General features: G+C 69.8%; 21 protein-coding genes and 2 pseudogenes. 2 read left to right on the forward strand and 21 right to left on the reverse strand.

Annotation, left to right across the window (positions count from 1 at the left end; genetic code table 11):
* Positions 1 to 96: 96 nt before the first annotated feature.
* The 9 genes and pseudogenes from GWK61_RS09760 to GWK61_RS09805 form a co-directional block, all read right to left on the reverse strand.
* Positions 97 to 882: a response regulator gene (locus GWK61_RS09760; RefSeq protein ID WP_228562024.1), complete on the reverse strand. Its 786-nt coding sequence runs from the start codon at positions 880 to 882 to the stop codon at positions 97 to 99.
* Positions 879 to 2,516, reverse strand: a complete 1,638-nt coding sequence (locus GWK61_RS09765) for a sensor histidine kinase (RefSeq protein ID WP_194907360.1) — start codon at positions 2,514 to 2,516, stop codon at positions 879 to 881. The genes GWK61_RS09760 and GWK61_RS09765 overlap by 4 nt, the downstream gene beginning before the upstream one ends.
* A 147-nt stretch (positions 2,517 to 2,663) precedes the next feature.
* Entirely contained in the window at positions 2,664 to 3,368 is a 705-nt protein-coding gene (locus GWK61_RS09770) for a response regulator transcription factor (RefSeq protein WP_194907362.1), read from the reverse strand.
* Positions 3,369 to 3,428: 60 nt separating this feature from the next.
* Positions 3,429 to 4,028 carry a hypothetical protein gene (locus GWK61_RS09775; RefSeq protein ID WP_194907364.1) on the reverse strand — a complete coding sequence of 200 codons (600 nt, stop codon included), beginning with the start codon at positions 4,026 to 4,028 and terminating at the stop codon, positions 3,429 to 3,431.
* Positions 4,029 to 4,122: 94 nt separating this feature from the next.
* Positions 4,123 to 4,557, reverse strand: coding sequence for a hypothetical protein (locus GWK61_RS09780; protein WP_194907368.1), 435 nt, complete (start codon positions 4,555 to 4,557; stop codon positions 4,123 to 4,125).
* A gap of 292 nt (positions 4,558 to 4,849) precedes the next feature.
* Positions 4,850 to 5,953, reverse strand: a complete 1,104-nt coding sequence (locus tag GWK61_RS09785; protein ID WP_194907385.1) for an ABC transporter substrate-binding protein — start codon at positions 5,951 to 5,953, stop codon at positions 4,850 to 4,852.
* A gap of 178 nt (positions 5,954 to 6,131) precedes the next feature.
* A complete protein-coding gene (locus GWK61_RS09790) occupies positions 6,132 to 7,010 on the reverse strand; it encodes an ABC transporter permease (protein WP_194907387.1) in 879 nt (292 codons plus the stop codon).
* Complete coding sequence (locus GWK61_RS09795; RefSeq protein WP_194907389.1) at positions 7,007 to 7,867, reverse strand: ABC transporter ATP-binding protein; 861 nt, start codon at positions 7,865 to 7,867, stop codon at positions 7,007 to 7,009. The genes GWK61_RS09790 and GWK61_RS09795 overlap by 4 nt, the downstream gene beginning before the upstream one ends.
* A 632-nt stretch (positions 7,868 to 8,499) precedes the next feature.
* Positions 8,500 to 9,027 (reverse strand): annotated as a pseudogene (locus GWK61_RS09805) (TetR/AcrR family transcriptional regulator); the annotation flags it as partial.
* Positions 9,028 to 9,118: 91 nt separating this feature from the next.
* Between GWK61_RS09805 and GWK61_RS09810 the strand changes: the two are divergent.
* Both GWK61_RS09810 and GWK61_RS09815 read left to right on the forward strand, forming a co-directional pair.
* Positions 9,119 to 10,003 carry an NAD-dependent epimerase/dehydratase family protein gene (locus GWK61_RS09810; protein ID WP_194907393.1) on the forward strand — a complete coding sequence of 295 codons (885 nt, stop codon included), beginning with the start codon at positions 9,119 to 9,121 and terminating at the stop codon, positions 10,001 to 10,003.
* Positions 10,004 to 10,072: 69 nt separating this feature from the next.
* Positions 10,073 to 10,852 carry an alpha/beta fold hydrolase gene (locus GWK61_RS09815; RefSeq protein WP_194907403.1) on the forward strand — a complete coding sequence of 260 codons (780 nt, stop codon included), beginning with the start codon at positions 10,073 to 10,075 and terminating at the stop codon, positions 10,850 to 10,852.
* A 284-nt stretch (positions 10,853 to 11,136) separates the two neighbouring features.
* Here GWK61_RS09815 and GWK61_RS09820 read toward each other — a convergent pair whose 3' ends face one another.
* From GWK61_RS09820 to GWK61_RS09870, 12 genes and pseudogenes are all read right to left on the reverse strand, one after another.
* Complete coding sequence (locus GWK61_RS09820; protein WP_194907404.1) at positions 11,137 to 11,916, reverse strand: MerR family transcriptional regulator; 780 nt, start codon at positions 11,914 to 11,916, stop codon at positions 11,137 to 11,139.
* A 518-nt stretch (positions 11,917 to 12,434) separates the two neighbouring features.
* Positions 12,435 to 12,680, reverse strand: a complete 246-nt coding sequence (secG, locus tag GWK61_RS09825; protein ID WP_194907406.1) for a preprotein translocase subunit SecG — start codon at positions 12,678 to 12,680, stop codon at positions 12,435 to 12,437.
* An 86-nt stretch (positions 12,681 to 12,766) separates the two neighbouring features.
* Entirely contained in the window at positions 12,767 to 13,558 is a 792-nt protein-coding gene (tpiA, locus tag GWK61_RS56195; protein ID WP_228562026.1) for a triose-phosphate isomerase, read from the reverse strand.
* A 6-nt stretch (positions 13,559 to 13,564) separates the two neighbouring features.
* Positions 13,565 to 14,758 (reverse strand): phosphoglycerate kinase, encoded by a 1,194-nt coding sequence (locus tag GWK61_RS56200; protein WP_228562027.1) that lies wholly within the window; start codon positions 14,756 to 14,758, stop codon positions 13,565 to 13,567.
* A 78-nt stretch (positions 14,759 to 14,836) separates the two neighbouring features.
* Positions 14,837 to 15,862 carry a type I glyceraldehyde-3-phosphate dehydrogenase gene (gap, locus tag GWK61_RS09835; RefSeq protein WP_194907416.1) on the reverse strand — a complete coding sequence of 342 codons (1,026 nt, stop codon included), beginning with the start codon at positions 15,860 to 15,862 and terminating at the stop codon, positions 14,837 to 14,839.
* Positions 15,863 to 16,184: 322 nt separating this feature from the next.
* Positions 16,185 to 17,135, reverse strand: a pseudogene (gene whiA / locus GWK61_RS09840) (DNA-binding protein WhiA); the annotation flags it as partial.
* A 160-nt stretch (positions 17,136 to 17,295) separates the two neighbouring features.
* Complete coding sequence (locus GWK61_RS09845; protein ID WP_194907430.1) at positions 17,296 to 18,171, reverse strand: SGNH/GDSL hydrolase family protein; 876 nt, start codon at positions 18,169 to 18,171, stop codon at positions 17,296 to 17,298.
* Positions 18,172 to 18,290: 119 nt separating this feature from the next.
* A complete protein-coding gene (locus tag GWK61_RS09850; RefSeq protein WP_323747482.1) occupies positions 18,291 to 19,436 on the reverse strand; it encodes a gluconeogenesis factor YvcK family protein in 1,146 nt (381 codons plus the stop codon).
* A gap of 44 nt (positions 19,437 to 19,480) precedes the next feature.
* The gene (rapZ, locus tag GWK61_RS09855; RefSeq protein WP_194907443.1) at positions 19,481 to 20,464 is read right to left on the reverse strand and encodes an RNase adapter RapZ; all 984 of its coding nucleotides are present in this window, start codon (positions 20,462 to 20,464) and stop codon (positions 19,481 to 19,483) included.
* A 5-nt stretch (positions 20,465 to 20,469) separates the two neighbouring features.
* A complete protein-coding gene (gene uvrC / locus GWK61_RS09860) occupies positions 20,470 to 22,461 on the reverse strand; it encodes an excinuclease ABC subunit UvrC (protein ID WP_194907445.1) in 1,992 nt (663 codons plus the stop codon).
* 95 nt (positions 22,462 to 22,556) lie between these two features.
* Positions 22,557 to 23,117, reverse strand: coding sequence for a hypothetical protein (locus GWK61_RS09865; protein WP_194907447.1), 561 nt, complete (start codon positions 23,115 to 23,117; stop codon positions 22,557 to 22,559).
* 144 nt (positions 23,118 to 23,261) lie between these two features.
* The gene (locus tag GWK61_RS09870; RefSeq protein ID WP_194907448.1) at positions 23,262 to 23,726 is read right to left on the reverse strand and encodes a Rieske (2Fe-2S) protein; all 465 of its coding nucleotides are present in this window, start codon (positions 23,724 to 23,726) and stop codon (positions 23,262 to 23,264) included.
* Positions 23,727 to 23,762: the final 36 nt, after the last annotated feature.

A 23,762-nucleotide genomic window follows, 5' to 3' on the forward strand; every position in this document is an offset into this window, starting at 1 on the left:
GCACTCGCGGACACCCTGTGCGAGCGGAACCGGATCCGGGGCGGTGCGGCGGGAGAACGGGACGGGAAACGTGACGGGGAAAACGCGACCCCCGCCTCACCCCACCGCCGAATACCGGTGCTCCGGACGCCCGGTCGCCCCGTAGCGCAGCTGAAGCCGCACCACCCCGTGCCGAGTCAGATAGCTGAGATAGCGCTGCGCCGTCGGCCGCGAGATCCCCACCAGCTCGGCCACCTCCGAGGCCGACACGTCGCCGCCGGCCGCCCGCACCGCGTTGCGCACCAGCTCCAGCGTCGGCGCCGAGTGCCCCTTGGCCGGGAGCGCCGGCAGCGCCGGCTGCCCGCGCAGCAGCCCGAACAGCTCGTCCACGTCCGCCTGGTCGGCGTCCGCGTCGTCCAGCGTCTCCATCCGCCGCCGCAGGTCCAGGTAGGAGGTCAGCTTCTCGGCCATCGCCGGGTAGCCGAACGGCTTCACCAGGTAGTGCACGGCCCCGAGCTGCATCGCGGTGCGCACCGTGCTCACGTCGCGCGCCGCGGTGATCACCACGAAGTCCGGGCGCGGGCCAGCTGACCCCGACGACCCCGCCGACTCCGGCGCCTCCAGCAGCTTGCGGATCACCCCGAGCCCGTCGCCGTCGGGCAGGTAGACGTCCATGAGCACCAGGTCCGGCCGCAGCACCTCGATCAGGTCCAGGGCCGCCTCGGCGGAGTGCGCCTGGCCGCAGACGGCGAAGCCCGAGGTGCGGTCGACGTACGCGGCGTGGATCTTCGCGACCCGGTAGTCGTCGTCGACGACCAGGACCCGCACGGTCCCGGCGACGGCGGCGCGCGCGGACTGGGACTGGGGTGAAGGCGGCCCGGCGGCAGCCATAGCGGCGCTCATCGTGGTCTCCTACCTCCTCCGGTGCTCAGCAGAGTCCCCCGGTTCTCGGCAGCCTTCGGCAGCCGCACGGTGAACACCGCGCCGGGCCCCTCCGACGCCGTGATGCTACCCCCGAGACGCTGCACCAGCCGATGGACCAGGGCCAAACCGAGACCCCTTCGCATCGAACCCGTTGCCGGCTTGGTGGTGAAGCCGTCGGTGAACACGTGCTCGGCCGCCCCGGCCGGGATGCCGGGGCCGTTGTCGGCGACCCGCACGCCGATCCCGTCGTCGTCCTCGACGATCGACACCAGCACCCGCCCCTGCTTCCCGGGGTCGACGCCGGGCCCGGAGACGGCGTCGAAGGCGTTGTCGATCAGGTTGCCCAGCACCGTGGTCAGCGCCTGCACCTTGTCCGGGGTGTCGCCGAGCCAGGTGTCGTCGGTCAGCTCCAGCTCCACCCCGCGCTCCCCGGCGACCGCGGCCTTGGCCAGGATCAGCCCGACCAGCACCGAGGGCGCGATCCGCGAGCGCACCGACTCGGCGAACGCCGCCTCGGCCCCCGACAGGTCGGTCAGGAACTGCAAGGCCTCGTCGGTCTCGCCGAGCTCCAGCAGCCCGGCGACGGTGTGCATGCGGTTGGAGAACTCGTGCTGCTGGGCCCGCAGCGCGTCGGTGAGGCTGGTGACGCTGTCCAGTTCGCGCAGCAGCCCGGACAGCTCGGTGCGGTCCCGCAGCGTGACGACCGCGCCGTGCGGCTTGCCGGCCAGCGTCACCGGCATCCGGTTCACCGTCAGGTAGTGCTCGTCGGTCAGCACGACCTGGTCCTTGCCCTCGATCTCGCCGGAGAGCAGGTCCTGCAGCCGCCCGGGCGGAACCACGTCCTCCAGGTAGCCGCCGATCCCGCCGAACATCGGCAGGCCCAGCAGCCGCCGCGCCTCGTCGTTGACCATGGTGACCCGGCCGGCCCGGTCGAAGGCGATCATGCCCTCGCGGATGCCGTGCAGGACGGCTTCGCGCTCCTGCAGGAGCTTGGAGATCTCGTCGAGCTCCAGGCCGAAGGTGCGGCGCTTCAGGCGGCGGGCCAGGGCGTAGGAGGCCAGGGCGCCGACGCCGAGCGCAGCGCCGAACCACGCGGCGTAAACGGGAAGCTGGCCGACGAAGACCGAGGTCACGGAGGTCACCTTGCGCCCGACCGACACCTCGCCGATCTGGTTGCCGAGCGGGCCGTACAGCGGGACCCGGCCGTTCACCGACTCGCCGACGCTGCCCGGGTCGAACCGGACGTCGGGCCCGGTGACCAGCGGCTCCTCGATCAGCTGGCCGCGCAGCGAGGGGTTGGGGTGGGTGTGGCGGATCCGGTTCTGGTCGACGATGACGACGTAGTCGGTCTTGGTGTCGCGCTGGAGCCGGTCGGCGATGTTCTGCAGCGTCCCGTCGCAGTTCGTCTCGGGGAACGCGATGCAGGACTTGACCTCCGGCGTGTCGGCCACGGTCTGCGCGATCTGCAACGCCTCGTCCATGTACTGCCGGTCCACCTGCTTGCGTTCCTGGACCGCGAACAGCCCGAATCCCACCAGCACCACCACCAGCAGGATCGACACCTGGCTGACGAAGATCTGGCTGCTCAGCCGTCGTCCCGATCCCTGTCGCATTGGTCAGATTGTGTGCCGTTCCCGCAGATCAGACAAGGGCTGGCCCGCTGAGCAAAACGAGCAAAACAGCGAGTAACGCGGCAAACGCGGGTCGTGTGCGAAAAGCCGGCGTAACGACGGCGACGCTCTCGTCAGCCCGTCAGCCCGTCACCCCGGCACGCCGCCGGCGACCAGCAGCTTGTACCCGATCCCCCTGGCAGCCTTGATCTCGCAGTGCGGCCGCAGCTTCCGGCGGAGCGCCGTGACGTGTGATTCGAGGCTGTGGGCCGCCGAATGATCGAACACGCCCCAGATCTCGCCCAACAGTTGTTCCCGCCGGATGACCGCACCCGGCAATCTCGCCAGAATAGCAAGTATTTCGAATTCTTTGCGAGTGACCTGGATCGATTCTGATTTCACAGTGACGCACCGAGTCGTATAGTCCATCTGCAAATCCCCGCTCACCAACGCGACACTGCCGTCAAGACCCGTCTTCATTGCGCAACGCCGCAGAACCGCCGCCATCCGCGCGACGAGTTCACGAGTGGCGAACGGTTTGACGACATAGTCGTCCGCACCGAGGCTCAGCCCTTGAACGACCGATTCGCCGTCGGACCGACCCGTGACGACGATGATCGGCAGCTGCGAAACCCTCCGCATCTCGCGCAGCGACTGGAAGCCGACCGCTCCCGGAAGCGACAGGTCCAGCAGGATGATCCCGGGATCGGCCGACAGTGCGGCCACGGCCTGCGGGATCGTGCCGGCGACGATCACCTCGATCCCGTGTGCCGCCAGGAGTCGACGCTCCAGCGCCACGACCCGCGCGTCGTCCTCCACCAACAGACACTTCACGATGATCCCCCGTTCGACCACGGACGTGGACCACGTCCGCACCGTGATTCATGATCTTGCTCTGCGCTAAAGCGACAGCGGCTAGCTCAGCCGGGCCACGGCGTGGCCCGAGGAGTTGCGCCCGGTCACAGCCGCGATGTCCGTCCAGCTGATGCTGTGTTGTGCCGTCATCGGCAGCCACAGCGCGTAGGCCCCGGTGGAACCGCCCCCGCTCAGCGTCACCACCTTGGATGAGACCACATCGCCCGATGCCATGGTGACCTCGACCGACGTAACACCGCCGGTGACGAATCCGACGGCCAAGATGGTCTTCCCGTCCATGGGATGCGGTTCGCTCAGGAAGTGCGGCTTCGACCACAACACAGGCGAGCCGTTGCCCGTCGACGGCACCGCCACACAGTGGTGCTTCTCGGTCCGCGTGAAGTCGGCGGGAACCGCGCTGCCGTAACAGGCTTGGCCACTGTCGACCCAGCCGACCGCGGCTATGTCCGACGGCGTGGCGTCACCGCGGGCCGGAGCCAGCACGGACACGGCCCGTCCGCTGCTGCGATGCGTGACCACACCGACCACGGTTGCCACGCCGACGACGGCCAGCACAGCAGCCGCGACGATCCACCAGCGGCGGCGGCGATCGGAAAGTCCCGTGAGCCGGAGCGGGCCGGCTTCGGTACGAACAGTCATTGGCGGTCCTTGCGGTGGCTCGTCCGCCCTCGGCGGGTGGAGCGCCGCGCCCCATCAGGGTGCTGACCCTGGATATGGGGCGCGGCGAGTAGGATCAGTAGTAGAGGTAGATGCCGCCGGTGCTGTTGCCGGTCAGCCCGGACTGCGAGGATCCGACGACCTCGATGATCCGCTGGTAGCTGCTGGTCGGCCAGACGATCTGGTCGCAGGAGGCACCGCAGGTGTCCGACCCGCTCCCCCAGTTGGACTGGACGTACTTGGCCTGCTCGTTCCCGCCGTTGTCGACGTAGACCAGCTCCAGGTAGGTGACGCTGCAACCGCCGCCGCCGTCGGAGTTGGCCACGAACTGGCCGTGCGCCCAGCCGCCGACGGCCGTGCCGCCGCTGGTGGAGTTCTGACACCGGTCCACGGTGTGGACGCCGGACTGCCACGCGTAGGTCGGACCGTTGGCGAACGCGCCCCCCGCCGATATCACAGAAATGGCTGCCGTCGCCGCGCCGACCGCGGCCAGCTTCTTCAGAATACCCATCTGATTCCCCTTCACATATCCGGCAGTGATCTCGCGAACTCCTCGGACTCGAAGAGACTCAAAGAAAACGTGTCAGCACTCTTCGAATCCGTTCGCCGAGCCGCTCAGATTGTCGATCGGAAAAGGGGTCATGATCAAGGATCTTGAGTGTTTCTTGAACTTCACAGACCTTGAACTTCACAGACCTTGAACTTCACAGACCGGTCCGCGCACGGCGGACGCCCGGGCCACAGACCCGGACGTCTGCCGTCGTGGAACTGCTTGGGAGGCGCCGGTCGCCGCCGGCCCGGCCTCAGCCCGCGGCGCCGGCCGGCGTCGAGGTGGTCGTCGTGCCCTCCAGCTTGTTCGCGGCGATCGCGAAGTCGTTGGTGAAGGTCGTCGACAGGTCGACCTTCGAGGTGTCGACGCCGACGATCTTCTCGGTCGCGAGCACCGTCTTCGGCCCGCCGGCCGGCATGATGCCGTCCGGGAGGAACTGGCCCTTGTCCTGGGTCAGGGCCTCGATGTAGTCGGCCTTGGTGATGGTGCTGTTCTGGACGTAGGTCGCGGGCAGCGCGTTGGCGATGTCGGCGGCGGTGTGCGTGTCGATCCAGTGCATGGTCGCGACCAGGGCGTTGACCACGGCCTGGGCCTCGGTCTTGTGGCTGTTGACCCAGCTGGTCTGGGCCAGGACGCCCGCGGAGGGCCAGGTGCCGCCCATCGCGGCCGTCGCGCCCTGCGCGGTGGCCAGGTCGATCGCCGAGTAGCCGATCTTCTGCTTCTCCATCGCGAGCACCGTCGGCTGCGTCGTCATGACGCAGGCCGCCGTGCCGTGCTGCAGGGCCGCGATGGCCGTCGCGCCCGCGCCGGCGGCCAGCTTGTGGTACTTGCTCGGGGCCAGGTTGTTCTGCGCGGCCAGGAACGTCGTGAGCGTGTCGGTGCCCGAGCCCAGGTCGGTGACGCCCAAGGTCTTGCCCGCGAAGTCGGCCGCGGAGTGCACACCGCTGTTCGTGGCGCACATCTCGCGCTCGCCCGGCGCGCCGGAGAGGTTGACGATGTCCTCGACGGCCTTGCCCTTGGTCTGGAAGTCGATCGTGTGGACGTACCACGCCCCGGCCATGTCGACGCTGCCGGAGATCATCGCGTCCTCGGCGCCGACACCGCCCTGCGTCTCGGTGCTCAGCTCGACGTTGACGCCGTACTTCTTGTAGAAGCCCAGCTGGTCGGCCAGCTTGTAGGGCAGGTAGATCTGCTTGTCGATGCCGCCGACCATGAGCTTCACGGTCGGCAGGCTCCCGCCGGCGGCGGCGCCGTTGCTGGAGGAACCGGAGCCGCTGCTCTTCGAGCTCGAGCACGCGGTGACGGTGGTGACGGCGAGAGCGCAGACCGCCGCGCCGATGAGTGTCCGCTTGAACATGGCTGACGTACCTTTCGCTGAATTCGGGGTGGGATCCGCCGGCGAGGGAACCGGCGGACGGTGGTGGCGGTGGTGGTGCCACCGGGCAGTGGTGGCGGTGGTGGCAGTGGTGGTGCTGGCGAGCAGGTGCGGCCCGGTGGAAGATCAGGACCTGTGGAGAATCAGGACCGGCGCCGGATCAGATCGACGCGGTCTCCGACGGCGACGGCGGGCGCCAGGACAGCAGCCGGTGTTCGACCTGGGTGATGATCCACTCCGCGGCCAGCGCGAGGACCGCGATGACGAGCATCGTGGCGTACACGCCGTTGGAGTCGAACTTGCCCTGGTCGGTGGCGATGACCAGGCCCAGGCCGCGCTGCGCGCCGATCACCTCGCCGACGATCGCGCCGGTCAGCGCGAAGCCGAAGGCGCTGTGCAGGCTGGCGATGATCCAGGTGAGCGCCGAGGGCAGGATCACGTGCCGGACGATCGCGAGCCGCTTCGCGCCGAGCACCTTGGCGTTGGCCAGGATGTTGCGGTCGACCTCGCGGACGCCCTGGAAGGCGTTGAAGAAGACCACGAAGAACACCAGGACCGCGGCCAGCAGCAGGTGCGGGAGCTCACCCAGGCCCAGCGCGACCAGGAAGATCTCGCCGAGCACGATGCGCGGGATGGAGTTGAAGATCTTGATGTACGGATCCATGACCTCGGCGAGGAAGCGGTTCATGCCGAGCAGGACGCCCAGGACGACGCCGACCGCGGTGCCGAGCAGGAAGCCGAGCCCCGCCTCGCGCAGGGTCGTCTCGATCTGCAGCCAGTAGGAGCCGAACTCGGTGGCCTGGTCGCCCTTGGTGAAGTAGGCGTACAGGCTGTCCCAGATCAGGGTGGGCTTGCCGTAGGTGAACGGGTCCACCCCGAGCCACTTGTTGGTGGCGAACAGCTGCCAGCCGCCGAGCATGACGACGGCGAAGCCGATCTGCGCCGCGTGGATCTTCAGCTTGCGCTTGCGTCGCAGGCTCAGCCCGGTCTTCTTCGTGGCCGGCTGGACCGACGTGGACGCGATCGTGTCCGCGCTCATGCCTTCTCTCCCGTCGTGCGTGCGTAGGAGCGCTGGACCTCTTCGCGCAGCGTCTCCCAGATCTGGTGGTGGAGTTCGAGGAACCGCGTGTCGAAGCGGATCTCCTGCACCGAGCCGCGCGGGCGCGGCAGGTCGATGTCGAAGATCTCCTTCACCGTCCCGGGCCCCGCGGACAGCACCACGACGCGGTCGGCCAGCGCCACGGCCTCCTCGAGGTCGTGGGTGATGAAGAGCACCGAGGGGCGCAGCTGCTCCCACAGGCCGAGCAGCTCGTTCGACATGATCGCCTTGGTCTGCACGTCCAGCGCGCCGAACGGCTCGTCCATCATCAGGATCGACGGCTCGTTGATCAGCGCGGCGGCCATCGCGACGCGCTTGCGCATGCCACCGGACAGCTGGTGCGGGTGGTGGTCCTCGAAGCCGGCCAGGCCGACGCGGCGGATCCAGTCCCGGGCCAGCGCCTGGGCGTCCTTCTTCTTGGCGCCCTTGAAGATCGGGCCCATGGCGACGTTGCCGAGCACCGTCTTCCACGGCAGCAGCGCGTCGGCCTGGAACATGAAGCTCGTGCCGTCGGTGATCCCGGTGACCTCCCGGCCGCCGACCTTGACCGAGCCCTCGCTGGGCTTGTCCAGGCCCGCGACCAGGCCGAGCGTCGTGGACTTGCCGCAGCCGGTGGGGCCGACGACGGCGCAGAACTGGCCGGGCTCGACGGTGAAGGAGACGTCGCGCAGGGCCGTGAAAGCGTCGCCGGACGGTGTGAGGAACCGCTTGGTGACGCCGGTGATCTCGATGCGAGCGTTCTCCCGATCGGTTCGGCCGGCGGCCGGGGCTGTCGCGGAAGCGCTTCGTGCAGCCATCGAATCCGCTCCTTTTCTCATATCGGGGTTTCGTTCCGGGGTACGGAATGCAGACGCTAAGGACGTGACCTGTGTTACGTCTTCGTTTCGTCGCTAAGCCGCGATATGTGCGTTCGGAAGGGTTCTGCTCATTTAGCTCATGCCTGGTCAGGACCCCTATGAGGCTTTTGGGATCACGATCCGGTCACGGCTGGGGGAGATCTCCGGGTGCCCTTGTTGAACGGCCGTGAGAAGTTCACAATCGGCAGCGGCGACTTGGCGCCCGGAGCCGGAACCGGGCGCTCGCGGTCGCATTCCGCCTCGCGATGCGAGGGCTCCACGATCAGCACCACCGGCGGCGGGTCCCCACCCCCATCGCAGACCCGCCGCACGCCCGGGTTCCATCCCTCGCCCCGGGCGGGCCGCCGTCTCCCGGTTTCGGGAGGCGGCGGCGTTAATGCTTAGTCAAGTGCTGTTGCTGCGTCGCGTAGCAATGTGAGTGCCTGTCGCGTGTGCTCGACCAGGCTGCGCCGGGCCGCGGGATCGGCTGGGTTGGCCGGGTTGGCCGGGTTGGCCGGGTTGGCCGGGTTGGCCGGGTTGGCCGGGTTGGCCGGGTTGGCCGGGTTGGCCGGGTTGGCCGGGTTGGCCGGGTTGGCCGGATCAGCTGGGTTAGCAAGATCAGCTGGATCGACCCAGCGCTCGAAGGCCTCGTCGAAGGCCAGCATTCCCATGTCCGCCGCCAGCGCCGCGGTCCGGTCGGCGACGCCGCGTTCGCGCAGGCCGTCGGCGATGGCTGCGGCGAGGATGGCGTGCTTGAACGCGGAGCGCTCCTGAAGTTCCGCGTTGCCGGCGATCAGCACAAGCAGCTTGCTGCCGAGTTCGCGGCGGTCCTCCTCGAAGGAGCCAGCCAGGGCGTCGAGGGCTGCCGCGACCGCGGTCAGCGGGGTGGCGTCCGGCGGGGCGGCGGCGAGCGCTTCGGCGAGCAGGCGGGCGTGGGTCTCCTGGCCGGCGAACAGGACCTCGCGCTTGTCGGGGAAGTGGCGGAAGAAGGTGGTCTTCGTCAGGCCGCCGGCCCGGTCGGCGATCTGCGTGACGGTGGTCGCGTCGTAGCCCTGCTCTGTGAACAGGTCGACGGCGGCGCGGACCAGGCGTTCGCGTGCGTTCGGTTCCCATCGGGCCATGGGGACAGCCTAGTTGATGTGACTTGGTCACATCACTGCGCTACAGTCGTGATGACGTTACTGAGTCACATCACCTTTCCTGGGAGTCCCCATGCGCATCTTCGTCACCGGCGCCAGCGGCTACATCGGCTCCGCCGTCGTGCCCGAGCTTCTTCAGGCCGGGCACCAGGTCGTGGGCCTGGCGCGCTCCGACGCCTCCGCCGACGCGGTCACGGCGATGGGCGCCGAGGTCCGGCGCGGCGACATGACCGACCTGGACCTGCTGGCGTCCGCTGCCGCCGACGCCGACGCGGTCGTCCACCTGGCCTTCGACCACGCGACCATCGCGGCGGGCCGTTTCCCCGACGCCGCCGCGACCGACCTGAGCGTCGTCCGCGCCTTCGGCGACGCGTTGGTCGGTACCGGCAAGATCCTGGTCGGCATCGGCATCCGCCGCACCGGCGACGCGCAGCGTGATGCCGCCTTCGGCGCGAACCCGCGCTCGATCGTCACGGCAGCGCTGGAGGAGTACACCGAGCGCGGCGTGCACACGATCTTCATGGCCATCCCGTCGGCCACTCACAGCTCGCGCGACAAGCACGGCTTCATTCCGCAGATGATCCGCATCGCGCGGGAGCGGGGGGTTTCCGGGTACGTCGGTGACGGGGCCAACCGGTGGCCGGCCGGGCATGTTTTGGATGTCGCGCGGCTCTACGGGCTGGCGCTCGACAAGGCGCCGGCTGGAGCGCAGCTGTTCGCGGCGGCCGAGGAGGGCATCGCGGTACGGGACGTCGCCAAGGCGATCGCGCGGAACCTCGGTGTTCCGGCGGTCAGCGTTCCGACCGAGGAGGCGGCGGAGCACTTCGCCGGGTTCCCGTTCGCCGCCATGGACATCACGATGCCGAACGCTGCGACCCGTGAGTTGCTGGGGTGGGAGCCGCAGGAGGCTGGGTTGATCGCGGACATCGACGCAGGCCACTACTTCGCGGCTGCGTAATAACCGAACGGGACCGTCGGGCCGGAAAGTCGGCTGAGCAGCCGGGCGGGCCGGTATACGCTCCGGCACATGTCCAACCCCGCAGTGTCCTTCTTTTCCGCCCAAGACGGAGTCCGCCTCGCCTACCGCGAAGTAGGCGAGGGCAGGCCCTTGCTGCTTCTGCACGGTGCGCTCGGGGACAGCACGCTGTGGCTCCGCGACGACCGTGCCGCCACGATCGCGGCTCACGGGCACCGCGTGATCCTTCCCGACTTCCGCGGCCACGGCAGCAGCGCCAAGCCGCACGACGCCGGCGCGTACCCGAGCGACGTCCTCACCGACGACGCCCTCGCGCTGGTGGAGCACCTCGGGCTGGCGAAGGCCGACTACGACCTCGCCGGGTACTCCCTCGGCGCGCGCATCGTGGTGCGGATGCTGGTCCGCGGTGCCACCCCGCGCCGAGCGGTGGTCGGCGGCCAGGGACTGAAGCAGGTGGAGGGCTTCGGCGGCGGCGTGGCCCGGATGCTGCGGCGGATCGTGACGGCGACGGAGCCGCTCGAGCCGGGCTCGCCGGACGCGCGCACCGCGCAGTGGCTGCAGGGCGGCGACATGGACACCGTCGCACTGCTGCACGCGCTGGACTCGCTCGCGGCGACTCCGGCGGCGCAGCTTGGGAGCGTGCAGGTGCCGACGCTTGTGGTGATGGGCAGCGAGGATGAGCGGGCCGAGTCGGTGGACGAGCTGGTCGCAGCGCTGCCGCGGGCACGGAAGGTGATGGTGCCCGGGGATCACGGGACGGCGGTGGGCGAGCCGGCGTTTCTCGCGGCGGTGCTGGATTTCCTTGGCGATGGCAGCGAAGGCGAGGGCTGATCTGCCGGGCCACTCGCCCACCAAGCAGGCGGCGCTAAAGCAGAAAGCGGCCCGGGCGTGACGAGCCGGTTGGGCGGGGCTTGGCGTGCTGACGGGCTGGTGCTCGGCTGGCTGCTGGCTGGCGATTGGCGCTCGGCTGTGTGCCGAGGTCTGCTGGCTGGCGGCTTCTGCCTGCCGGCTTCTGCCTGCCGGCTTCTGGCTGCCGGCTTCTGGCTGCCGGCTCAACTGTGGCCAACGTCTGTCGGCTGTTGGTTGCTGGGCGGCTGGCAGATGGCGGCTGGCACTCAGCTGGCAGCCCGTCGGCAGTTCGCGATGATGGCATCGTGAACGTACTGCGACAGCCCCGGCACCATGTCGTCGTAGTTCCGTCCGCTGCGCCGGTTCGCGCGGTAGTGCTCGGCCATCTCGCGGTGCGTCTCGTAGCCGCAGTCGTGGAACCAGCGGTCCGTGTGCTGCCGAAGCTGCTCGGCCAGGTCCATCGCCGTCGGATCCGTGGCCGGGAGCCCTCGCGTCATGGTGTCGGCCAGGCCCTGGTTGATCGCCGCCAGCTCGGCGCGTAGCCGCTGCCAGTCCTGCTCTCCGTAGCGCGCGGTCCGCTGTCGGCGCTGCGTGAACTCCGGTGTGTCGCCCCACTCCCGTTCGGTATCGGCGGCGTGGTCCAGCAGCCGCTCGACGAACTGTCCCTCGCCGAAGACCTCGCGGCGCTCCCCCGGCGTCAACGCGATGCCGACGGCGCGGGCCGCCAGCTCCTTGTCGATCACCGCGAGCATGCTGCGGTAGCGGGTGATGCGCTCTTCGATCAGCTCCCGCTGGCGACGCAGGTGGTCCTCGTCGGTGGCGTTCGGGGCGGCCAGGATCTCTGCAATGTCGCCGAGTTCCAGGCCTAGTTCCCGGTAGAAGGCGACGCGTTGGAGCACCGACAGGTCGGCGTCGGTGTAGAGGCGGTAGCCCGCGGCGCTGCGGCTGCTGGGACGGGCGAGGGCGATCTGGTCGTAGTAGTGGAGGGTGCGGATCGACATGCCGGTCAGGTCGGATGCCGCGCCTACTGTGTACTCGTCGTTCATGCCGCCTACTGTGCGCCCTGACGTGGTGTGAGGGTCAAACAGGGCGCGCTTGCTGGTGCGGTTGGGGTGTGGCTTACAGGCGATTTTTACAGCTTCGCCAATGGTTGGATGGCCTCGCAGGGGACGCAGTTCGGTGAAGCGTCACGGGTTGCGCTGGCGGCTGGCGGTTTTCGTGGCCACGACCACGCATGAGTCCGAGTCACTGCGCGCGCGTTGCGTAGGCGGCAATCGTCGTGCGTGGTGGGTGCCTTGAGGCCTCTGGCGGGCCTCCTCGACGAGGGGGCGACCCGCGCGTCGGGCTGTTGGGCGGCGGCCCGTGACTGTTCGGCTTTCTATCCGCTGTTGCCTGCGTCGCGTTGGTTGGCGGCGGTGTTGCTTGTGGTCGCCGAGGTCCGGTCGGAACCGGCGAACCACGTGGCCGGTCAGGCCGCCCCGTCACCAACCGTAGCCGCACCCGCGAAAAAGGCGCCGGCCCGGAAGAATCCGGGCGGGCGCCAGTACTCCTACCCTGCTGCCGTTCAGACGTTGTGCTTGTAGAGCAGCGCGAGGCCCACGATGCACGAGATCCAGATCACCGACAGGACGACGCTGATCCGGTCCAGGTTGCGCTCCACCACCGAGGAGCCCTGCAGGCCGCCGGAGACGCCGCCGCCGAACATGTCGGAGAGGCCACCGCCCTTACCTTTGTGCAGGAGCACCGACATGATGAGGAGCAGGCTGGTCGCGACCAGGATGCCCGAGACGATCCACTGGTAAAGAGTCACTTCGGCGGTCCACTCGCTCTTCCGATAAGGACAGGGACGGGATGCCAGGGCACCCCGCCCCCTACATTACGCAATGGAACCGGCGCTCAGCCAGCGGCAACTGCGGAATCGCGGAAACGGACGATGCGGGTGAAGTCCGCGGCGTCCAGGGATGCGCCGCCGACCAGGGCGCCGTCGATGTCGGGCTGGGCCATCAGTTCGGCGGCGTTGGCGCCCTTCACGGAGCCGCCGTACAGGATGCGGGTGTTGTCCGCCACGCTCTTGTCGAACAGGACGGCCAGTTCGGCGCGGATCGCGGCGCACACCTCCTGGGCGTCCTCGGGGGTCGCGACCTCGCCGGTGCCGATGGCCCAGACCGGCTCGTAGGCGATGACCGAGGCCTGGACCTGCTCGGCGGACAGGCCGGCCAGGGAGCCGCGGGTCTGCTCGACGCAGTGCGCGACGTGTGCGCCGTCCTTGCGGATGTCCAGGTGCTCGCCGACGCAGATGATCGGGGTGATGCCGTGCTTGCGGGCGATCACCGCCTTGGCCGCGACCAGGGTGTCGGTCTCGCCGTGGTACTGGCGCCGCTCGGAGTGGCCGACCACCACGTAGTGGCAGTCCAGCTTGGCCAGCATCGGGGCGGAGATGTCGCCGGTGTAGGCGCCCGAGGGGTGCTCGGAGACGTCCTGCGCGCCGTACTGGATGCGCAGCTTGTCGCCCTGCACCAGGGTCTGGACCGAGCGGATGTCGGTGAACGGCACCAGGACCGCGACGTCGACCGCGTCGTAGTCCTTGTCGTGCAGCGAGAACGCCAGCTCCTGGACGTGCTTCATCGCCTCCAGGTGGTTGAGGTTCATCTTCCAGTTGCCCGCCATAAGGGGCTTACGCTCAGCCATGGAGACCTACTTCCCTTCCTCGAGCACGGCCAGGCCCGGGAGGGTCTTGCCCTCCAGGTACTCCAGGCTCGCGCCGCCGCCGGTGGAGATGTGGCCGAACGCGGCCTCGTCGAAGCCCAGCTGCCGCACCGCGGCCGCCGAGTCGCCGCCGCCGACCACGGTGAACGCCTCGGAGTCGATCAGGCCCTGCGCGACGGCGCGGGTGCCGCCGGCGTACGGCTCCATCTCGAACACGCCCATCGGGCCGTTCCAGAAGATGGTCTTGGCCGAGGAGAGCTTGTTCGCGAACAGCTTGCCGGACTCCGGGCCGATGTCCAGGCCCAGCCGATCGGCCGGGATCTCCGAGGCCGAGACGACCTCGTGCTCGGCGCTGGCGGAGAACTCGGTGGCGGCGATGATGTCGATCGGCAGGACGAACTCCACGCCGCGCTCGGCCGCGCGCTGCAGGTAGCCGCGCACGGTGGGGATCTGGTCCTCCTCCAGCAGCGAGCGGCCGACCTCGTAGCCCTGCGCCTTCAGGAAGGTGAAGACCATGCCGCCGCCGACCAGGATCCGGTCGGCCTTCTCCAGCAGGTTCTCGATGACCGCGAGCTTGTCGGAGACCTTCGAGCCCCCCAGGACCACCGCGTAGGGGCGCGCGACGTTCTCGGTGAGCTTCTTCAGGACCGCGACCTCGGTCTGGATCAGCAGACCGGCGGCGGAGGGCAGGAGCTTGGCGATGTCGTAGACCGAGGCGTGCTTGCGGTGCACGGCGCCGAAGCCGTCGGAGGCGAACACGTCGGCCAGGGCCGCGAGCTGCGCGGCGAACGCGCCGCGGGCGGCGTCGTCCTTGGCCGTCTCGCCGGCGTTGAAGCGGACGTTCTCCAGCAGCACCACCGAGCGCTCGGGCATCGCGGCGACCGCGGCCTGCGCGGACTCCCCGACGGTGTCGGCGGCGAAGGTGACCGGGACGTCCAGCAGCTCGCCGAGCCGCTTGGCCACCGGGGCCAGGCTGTACTTCGGGTCCGGCTCGCCCTTGGGACGGCCCAGGTGCGCCGCGATGATCACGCGCGCGCCCCTGTCCAGCAGGGCGTTGATGGTCGGGACCGAGGCGCGGATACGGCCGTCGTCGGTGATGCGCGCCCCGTCCAGCGGGACGTTCAGGTCCGAGCGCAGCAGGACCTTCTTGCCGGCGACGTCGAGGTCGTCGAGGGTCTTCATACGGAGTCCTTTGTATTCAACGAAAAACCCGCACGAGCCCGGAACGGGGCTCGTGCGGGCACGGGTTCTGTCTGCGGCTTACAGCGAGGCGCCGACGTACGCGACGAGGTCGACGAGGCGGTTGGAGTAGCCCCACTCGTTGTCGTACCAGCCGACGACCTTGACCTGGTTGCCGTTGGCCATCGTCAGCTTGCTGTCGAAGATGCAGCTGTGCGGGTCGGTGACGATGTCGCGGGAGACGATCTCGTCCTCGGTGTACTTCAGGAAGCCCTTGAGCGCACCGGTCTCGGCGGCCTTCTTGAACGCCGCGTTGATCTCTTCCTTGGTGGTCTCCCGGCCCAGGTCCACGGTCAGGTCGGTGACCGAGCCGGTGGGGACCGGCACGCGCATCGCGAAGCCGTCGAGCTTGCCCTTGACCTCCGGGATGACCAGGCCGATGGCCTTGGCCGCGCCGGTGGAGGTGGGGATGATCGACTGCGGGGCGCTGCGGGCCCGGCGCAGGTCGATGGTGCCCTTGCGGGTCAGCGCGATCTGGTCGAGCAGCTGCTGCTCGGTGGTGTACGCGTGCACCGTGGTCATGTAGCCGCGCTCGATGCCGAACTCGTCGAGCAGGACCTTCACCAGCGGCGCCAGGCAGTTGGTGGTGCAGGACGCGTTGGAGATGATCGCGTGGTTCGCCGCGTCGTACTTGTCCTGGTTGACGCCCATCACGATGGTGACGTCGTCGTTCGTGGCGGGCGCCGAGATGACGACCTTCTTGGCCCCGGCCTCGATGTGCTTGCGCGCGTCGTCACCGTTGGTGAACAGGCCCGTGGACTCCACGACCACGTCCACGCCGAGCTCCTTCCACGGCAGCGCCGCGGGGTCGCGCTCGGAGAGGACCTTGATGGCCCGGCCGTTCACGACCAGCTCGCCCTCGGTCGCCTCGATGGTGCCGTCGAAGCGGCCCAGGATCGAGTCGTACTTCAGGAAGTGCGCCAGGATCGGGGCGGCAGCGAGGTCGTTGATCCCCACGACCTCGACGTCAGCACCGGAGGCGACGATCGCGTGGAAGAAGTTGCGGCCGATGCGGCCGAATCCGTTGATGCCTACCCGGACGGTCACTGTCGCAGGGCTCCCTTCAGGTTGCCGGGCGCTCTTGTGCTCACCCGGTCGAGAGTCGACGCATAACGTGGCGATCCACCGAATCATGCGATTCGGGCCGCGCACGCTTCCGAGCCTATCGTGAACCCGGGGAAGACAACGCACCCGGCCCGACCTGCGAGACGATGGCAGAATCCGTACTCGTCGGTAGGTCGTCGGACGTCTGACCGACCGCTGGCGCGAGACCTGCGCCAGCCTGCGCGGGAACACTGAGCCGCGCGGCCAGTGCGTCGTCCTTGTAAGATACGGACTGGGGTCCGTATCCCGATCCGGAGGCCGGGACGTCGGTGCCGTCCACGCCGAGCTCGAACGCCCGGCGGTCGGCCATCGCCAGCAGCCGGCGGATCCGGCCGGCGATCGCGTCCTTGGTCAGCGGCGGGTCGGCCAGCGTGCCCAGCTCCTCCAGCGAGGCCTGCTTGTGGTCCAGACGCAGCCGGCCGGCGGCGGCCAGGTGGTCCGGGGCGTCCTCGCCCAGGATCTCCAGGGCGCGCGAGACCCGGGCCCCGGCGGCGACCGCGGCGCGGGCGCTGCGGCGCAGGTTCGCGTCGTCGAAATTGGCCAGCCGGTTGGCGGTGGCGCGCACCTCGCGCCGCATCCGCCGCTCCTCCCAGGCCAGCACCGCCTCGTGCGCGCCGAGCCGGGTGAGCAGCGCGCTGATCGCGTCGCCGTCGCGCAGCACCACGCGGTCGCTGCCGCGCACCTCGCGGTGCTTGGCGCCGGGGATGCCGAGCCGGCGCGCGGCCCCGGCCAGCGCGATCGCCGACTCCATGTTCGGGCAGTTGATCTCCAGGGCCGAGCTGCGGCCGGGCTCGGTGAGGCTGCCGTGCGCCAGGAACGCGCCGCGCCAGACCGCCTCGCAGTCGCACAGCGGGCCGTTGACCAGGTACGGAGGCAGGCCGAAGGCGGGACGGCCCTGGCCGTCGACCATGCCGATCTGCCGGGCCATCGCCTCCCCGCCGGCGGTCACCCGCAGCTGGTAGCGGTGGCCCCGGCGCAGGCCGCCGGGCGACTGGATGACCAGCTCGGCGCGGTGCGAGTAGACCTCCCAGATGTCCTTGCGCAGGCGCCGGGCCGCGGCCCCGGTGTCGAGCTCGGCCTCGATCGCGATCCGCCCGGACACGATGTGCAGGGAGCCGCCGTACCGGAACACCGAGGCCACCTCGGCCTTGCGGCAGCAGGGCTTGGTCACCGCCAGGCGGCTCAGCTCGTCCTTGACCGCCGCCGTCATCGCCATCGCGCCGCTACCCCTTTTTCGCCTGTCATCGCAGCTCAGAGTGCCGAGCCGGAACCGTTCGCCGTCAGCGGTCCACCCTAACCAACGCGAACCGGCGCCGTGTGCTTCCACCCGCGCATTCACGAGGTTGGATGACGCTCGTTCGGCCTAGTGGGACCGTTCAGAGCCTGCTGGCGATCATGGAGGCGACCGCGCTCTGCCCGGCCGGATTGGGGTGCACGGGTGCGGCGGGCTGGGCCGGGATCACGGGCTCGACCCAGCGGGTCCACGGCCACTGGCAGGCGTCACGGCCGGTCACGCCGTTGGGGTTAACACTGAGCGCTCCGTTCGCGGCGGCTTCGGTGGAGAGCATGGTGTTCAGCTTCTGCTCGATCCCGTGGAGCCAGGGTACGTCTCCGACCGCCACCGGCATGCTCGGCCAGCATCCGCCCGAGGCCGGAAGCACGGGCAAGTAGCCGACCACGACGACCGTGGCGTGCGGGGCACGCTGGTGGATGCCCTGGATCACGGCGTCGATGGTCGGCGCCAGCGCGTCGATCCGGGCCACGAGCTGGTCGGTGCCGTTGACGGTGAAGTGCTGCTGGCAGGGGTTGCCGAAGACGTCCAACGACAGCTCGCCGCAGGTGGTCACGATGTCGCCGAAGCCGATGTCGTTGCCGCCGATGCCGACGGTCACCAGGTCGGTGTCCGGGGTCAGGGAGTCGAACTGCGCGGGGTTGGTGCCGCCGATGACCGACTGCGGGCCGGTCATGTCCGCGGTCACCGCTCCCCCGCAGGAAGCGTCGACGAGGTCGGCGACGTGCAGCCGGGCCGCCAGGTCGTGCGGGAAGTTGACGCTGCTGCGGAAGCAGCCCAGCGGACCGCCGGCCGGCTGGAGCAGGTCGCCGACCGCGGTGTAGGAGTCGCCGAGGGCCACGTACTTGTGGAAGCCGGCGGCGGTGGCCTGCGCCGGGGCCGTGACCAGGGCGAGGCTCGCGGCGGAGAGGGCGAGGGCGGCGGAGAGGACGGTCTTGCGGCGGTTCGGCGTACGCAGCATGGGAGACCCCTTAGGCGATCGGAAACACCCTTGTTACCGACCAGTCAGTATGCTGCGGCACCCCCACCTCGACAATCACCCTGACGGGTGATCAGATTCTTGTGATCAAACTACTGCGATCAGACCCTTGCGAACGCCCCGCGGAACGCCTGCGCCAGCAGCGCGTGGTCGTGCCGCGGGCTCTTGTCCCCGGTCCGGTACGGCGCGGCCAGCGGAGCCAGCACGACCTGCGCCCCGAGCGCGGCGGCCGCCTTCTCCAGCGGACCGTGCACGCGCGGTGCCCCGCACGACACTTCATCGGCCAGGACCACGTCCAGGCGCAGGCCCGGGCAGTGGTCGGCAAGGACCTCGATGTGCTGCTCGGCGGAGAAGCCGTCGGTCTCGCCGGGCTGCGGGGACAGGTTGAAGACCAGCAGCTTGCGCGCCTTGGTCTCGGCCAGGGCCGCACACAGCTCCGGCACCAGCAGGTGCGGGATGACGCTGGTGAACCAGGAGCCGGGACCCAGGACCGTCCAGTCGGCGGCCCGGATGGCGGCGGCCGCCTCGGGCGCGGCCGGCGGCTCCGGCGGGCTCAGCCGCACCGAGAGCACTCTGCCGGGTGTCACCGCGAGCTCATGCTGGCCGCGGATGACGTCGGTCGCCCCCGGGTTGGCCGGGTCCACCCCGGCCACCAGGGCCTCGATCTCCAGCGGCACCGTCGACATCGGCAGCACCCGGCCGCGCGCGCCGAGCAGCCGTCCGACCCAGTCCAGGGCGCGGACCGGGTCGCCGAGGCGTTCCCACAGCGCGGCGATGAGCAGGTTGCCGACGGCGTGGCCGTGCAGGCCGCCCTCGGCCGGGCCGCCGAAGCGGTGCTGCAGGACGTCGGCCCAGGTGCGGCCCCACTCGTCGTCGCCGCACAGCGCGGCCAGCGCCATCCGCAGGTCGCCGGGCGGCAGGCCGCCGAGTTCGCGGCGGATGCGGCCGGAGGAGCCGCCGTTGTCGGCGACGGTGACGATCGCGGTGAGCGCGTCGGTGACGGTGCGCAGCGCGGCCAGGGTCGCGGACAGGCCGTGGCCGCCGCCGAGAGCGACGACGTGCGGTGCCGGACGGCCGTCGGCGGCGGTGTTGAAGGCCTTGAACTCGACGGTCGGGGCTTCTTCGAGGGCCGGGTTCCAGTTCGCGGCGGCGGCAGCGGCACCGATCATCGGGAAGCCGTCGGCAGCGCCGGTGTGCGCTCCCGCCGGCTCCGGCCGGAACAGGTTCCCGGAGATGGTCGGAACCACCTCGTTCTGTATGACCCGCCTGGACGACGCCCGATCAGCCGCCGTCACTCGCGACCCATGTCGCGGTGCACGACCACGGTGTCCACGCCCTCGGCCGACAGCCGCGCGGCGATCTGCTCGGACATGGCGACACTGCGGTGCTTGCCGCCGGTGCAGCCGATCGCCAGGGTCAGGTAGCGCTTGCCCTCGCGGCGGTATCCCTCGGTGACGATGTTCAGTACCTCCGCGTACCGGTCCAGGAACTCCTTGGCGCCGTGCTGGGACAGCACGTACCCGCTCACCTCAGGGTCCTGACCCGTGCGCGGACGGAGTTCGGGCACCCAGTGCGGGTTTGGCAAGAACCGTACATCCGCGACGAGGTCGGCGTCGACGGGCAATCCGTACTTGAATCCGAAACTCATGACGGTGGCCCGCAGCGGCACGTCGTCGGAGTCGCCGAAGGCGGACTCGATGGTGGTCCGCAGCTCGTGCACGTTGCGCGCCGAGGTGTCGATCACCAGGTCGGCCTCGCCGCGCAGCTCGCGCAGCAGCTCCCGCTCGCGCTCGATGCCGTCGGTGACCCGGCCCTCGCCCTGCAGCGGATGCGGCCGGCGCACGCCCTCGTAGCGGCGCACCAGCACGTCGTCGTCGGACTCCAGGAACACGATGCGGTGGTTCAGCCCGGCCGAGTCCAGCTCGTCCAGGGTGCTGCGCAGCGTGTCGAAGAAGGCCCGGCCGCGCACGTCGACGACGAACGCCAGCCGGTCGGTGCTGCGCGACTCGCGCATCACCAGGTCCACCATCGGCGCGATCAGCGTCGGCGCCAGGTTGTCCACGACGTACCAGCCGAGGTCCTCGAAGACCTTGGCGGCGGTGGAGCGGCCGGCCCCGGACATGCCGGTGACGATCACCAGCTCCGGTGCGTGCGGGCCGTCCTGCGCGGCGTCGGGCTCGTCGGCGCCCTGGGCAGCCTGTGCGCTCTCGGGCTCTACGGCCCCAGGCTCCGACTCCCCGTGCGCATCCTGCTCGCTCGGTCTGTTCTCCCTCACGCGCGTCACTCCTCGTCCGGCCCGATCCTGCTCTCTCCCCCCTCCAGGATCTCACCTGTGGCGGCGTTCACCGCACGACTTACCGGAAGCTCGGCCAAAGCGCTGTGGATCTGGCGCGCCGTGGCGGGCCCGATACCAGGTACTTCGGCGATTTCTGCCACATTCGCCGCGCGCAGTTTGCGAAGAGTTCCGAAATGGGCCAACAGCGCTTTACGCCGTACTTCCCCCAACCCGGGCACATCGTCGAGCGCGCTGGCGATCATCGACTTGGACCGCTTCTGGCGGTGGAAGGCGATGCCGAAGCGGTGCGCCTCGTCCCGGACCCGCTGGAGCAGGTACAGGCCCTCGCTGCTGCGCGGGAGCAGGACCGGGTCGTCCTCGTCCGGCAGCCAGACCTCCTCCAGGCGCTTGGCCAGGCCGACCAGCGTGACGTCGCTGATCTCCAGGTCGGCCAGGGCCCGCGCGGCCGCCGCGACCTGCGGCTGGCCGCCGTCGACGACCACCAACTGCGGCGGGTAGGCGAACTTCTTGCGGTCGCCAGTGGTCTCGTCGATGAGCTTCTCTTCCTCTTGTTCCTTGAGGAAGGCCTTGAAGCGGCGGGTGATGACCTCGTGCATGTTGCGCACGTCGTCGTTGGTCGCGCCGGTCTCCGCTTCACCCTTGATGGTGAAGCGGCGGTACTCGCTCTTGCGCGGCAGGCCGTCCTCGAACACCACCATCGAGGCGACGACGTTGGTGCCCTGGAGGTGAGAGATGTCATAGCACTCGATGCGCAGCGGCGCCTGGTCCATGCCGATGGCGTCGGCCAGCTCCTGCAGGGCCACCGAACGCGTGGTCAGGTCCGAGGCGCGGCGGGTCTTGTGCAGGACCAGGGCCTGCTTGGCGTTCTGCGCGACGGTCTCCATCAGCGCGGCCTTGTCGCCGCGCCGGGGGACGCGGACCTCGACCTTGGCGCCGCGGCGCTCGCACAGCCACTCCGTTATGGCCTCCACGCTGCCCGGCAGCTCCGGGACCAGGATCTCCCTCGGCACGGTCTCCGTGTCGATGCCCTGCTCGCCCTGCTCGGAGCCGTAGAGCTGCTGCATGAAGTGCTCGACCAGGCCGGCGGTGTCGACGTCCTCGACCCGGTCCACGACCCAGCCGCGCTGGCCCCGGATGCGACCGCCGCGCACGTGGAACACCTGGACCGCGGCCTCCAGCGGGTCCTCGGCCAGCGCGATGACGTCGGCGTCGGTGCCGTCGCCGAGGACGACCGCGTTCTTCTCCAGAGTCTGCCGCAGGGCTTGGAGGTCGTCGCGCAGGCGCGCCGCCTTCTCGAACTCCAGGTCCTTCGCAGCCTCCTTCATCTCGTCTTCCAGACCCTTGATGTACCGGTCGGTGCGGCCGGCCATGAAGGTGACGAAGTCCTCGACGATCTCCCGGTGCTCCTCGGCGCCGACCCGGCCGACACACGGCGCGGAGCACTTGCCGATGTAGCCGAGCAGGCAGGGCCGGCCGGTCTGCGCGGCGCGCTTGAAGACGCCGGAGGAGCAGGTGCGGATCGGGAAGACGCGCAGGAGGGAGTCCAGCGTCTCGCGGATCGCCCAGGCGTGGGAGTAGGGGCCGAAGTAGCGGACGCCGGGGCGCTTGGGACCGCGCATGACCTGCGCGCGCGGGTACTCCTCGCCGACGGTGACGGCCAGGCTCGGGTAGGACTTGTCGTCCCGGTACTTGACGTTGAAGCGCGGGTCGAACTGCTTGATCCAGGTGTACTCCAGCTGGAGCGCCTCGACCTCGGTGGCGACGGTGGTCCACTCCACGCTCGCGGCCGTGGTCACCATGGTCTGGGTGCGGACGTGCAGGTTGGCCAGGTCCTGGAAGTAGCTCGTCAGCCGCGAGCGCAGGTTCTTGGCCTTGCCGACGTAGATCACCCGGCCGTGCGGGTCGCGGAACTTGTAGACGCCGGGCGAGGTCGGGATCTCGCCGGTCTTCGGGCGATAGGTTGCCGGGTCTGCCACAGGGAAAGCCTACGCGGCCGGGGGGACACGATCCGGTGGCCGGGGGTCGACCCCGGGCTGTCGCGCCGGTCCCCCGGGTGTCCCCCCGGCTCGCGTCACGGGCAGACGGGCTCGGTGACGAACTGGGCGGTCCCCTCGCTCAGGACGCCGACGACACAGCGCGCGCTCGGCGCCAGCGGCGCGACCGGCCGGGAGTAGGGCCAGGCGAAGGTGTTCTCGCTCTGCGGGCCGAGGGCGAAGGCGCCGTTGTCGTCGTCCCCGCCGCCCTTGACCGCGCCGGTCTTGTCGGCCCAGCGCCAGTGGAAGCGCAGGCTGTCGGCGCGCGGGCCGTCGACCTTGATGTAGCTGTCGCGCACCATGCTGATCGTGCGCTTGGCCGGGTCGCCGCAGGCCTCGACGACGAGGAGGTTCTTGCCGGCGGCGACCCGGTGCAGGCCGAGGCCGAGGTAGGTGCCGTAGCTGTGGCACAGGGTGATGGCCATGGGGGCGTTGATGGTGCCTGAGCCGGTGCCAGTGCCGGTGCTGGAACCGGAACCGGGGCCAATGCCCGTCGTGCGGGTCGTGCCGCTGGCCGAGACCGGGCCGGCGCCCAGCAACGCCGCGCCGACCAGCGTCATCCCGACGGCGAAGACCCTGCGGAACCTACGGATGCTCACTGCGATGTTCTCCCTTGAATAGTGGTCGGCGAGCACGATCACTAGGGATATCGGTCGGGCGACGCGGGCGCTGAAGACAACCGCGGGTCGCCCGATCGGGGCCAATGACAGGATGTTTCTCCAGTAGGCGCGGGCAGTCCCGAATCAGCTCGAAGAACCGGTGACGTCCACGTTCGCGCCGTTCACCTTGGCCGTCATGGCCGCCAGCGGCGAGGCCGCGGGGCCGTTGAGCACGGAGCCGTCCTGGGCGCTGAAGACCGAGCCGTGGCAGGGGCAGACGATGCGGTTGTTCGTGACGCCGCCGACCGTGCAGCCCTGGTGCGTGCAGACCGCCGTGAAGGCCTTGAAGACCCCGGCCTGCGGCTGCGTCACCACGACGTTGTTCGACTTGTCGATGTACCCGCCGCCGACCGGCACCGAGGACGACGGCACGGCGACGGTCCCGTTCCCGTTCCCGCTGGACGACCCGCCGGACGACGAGCTGCTCGAGCTGCTCGAGCACGCCGCGACCGCGCCGACCCCGGCCACCGGCACCACGACCAGGGCGGCGGCCTTCATGACGGACCGGCGGTCCGGCCCCGACTCCTCGACCTCTACATGATCAGACATGGGGAGTAGTCCATCATGCCCGTCTGTGAGAATTCT

This window comes from Catenulispora rubra (assembly GCF_015356825.1).
In the GTDB taxonomy this organism is placed as follows: Bacteria; Actinomycetota; Actinomycetes; order Streptomycetales; family Catenulisporaceae; genus Catenulispora; species Catenulispora rubra.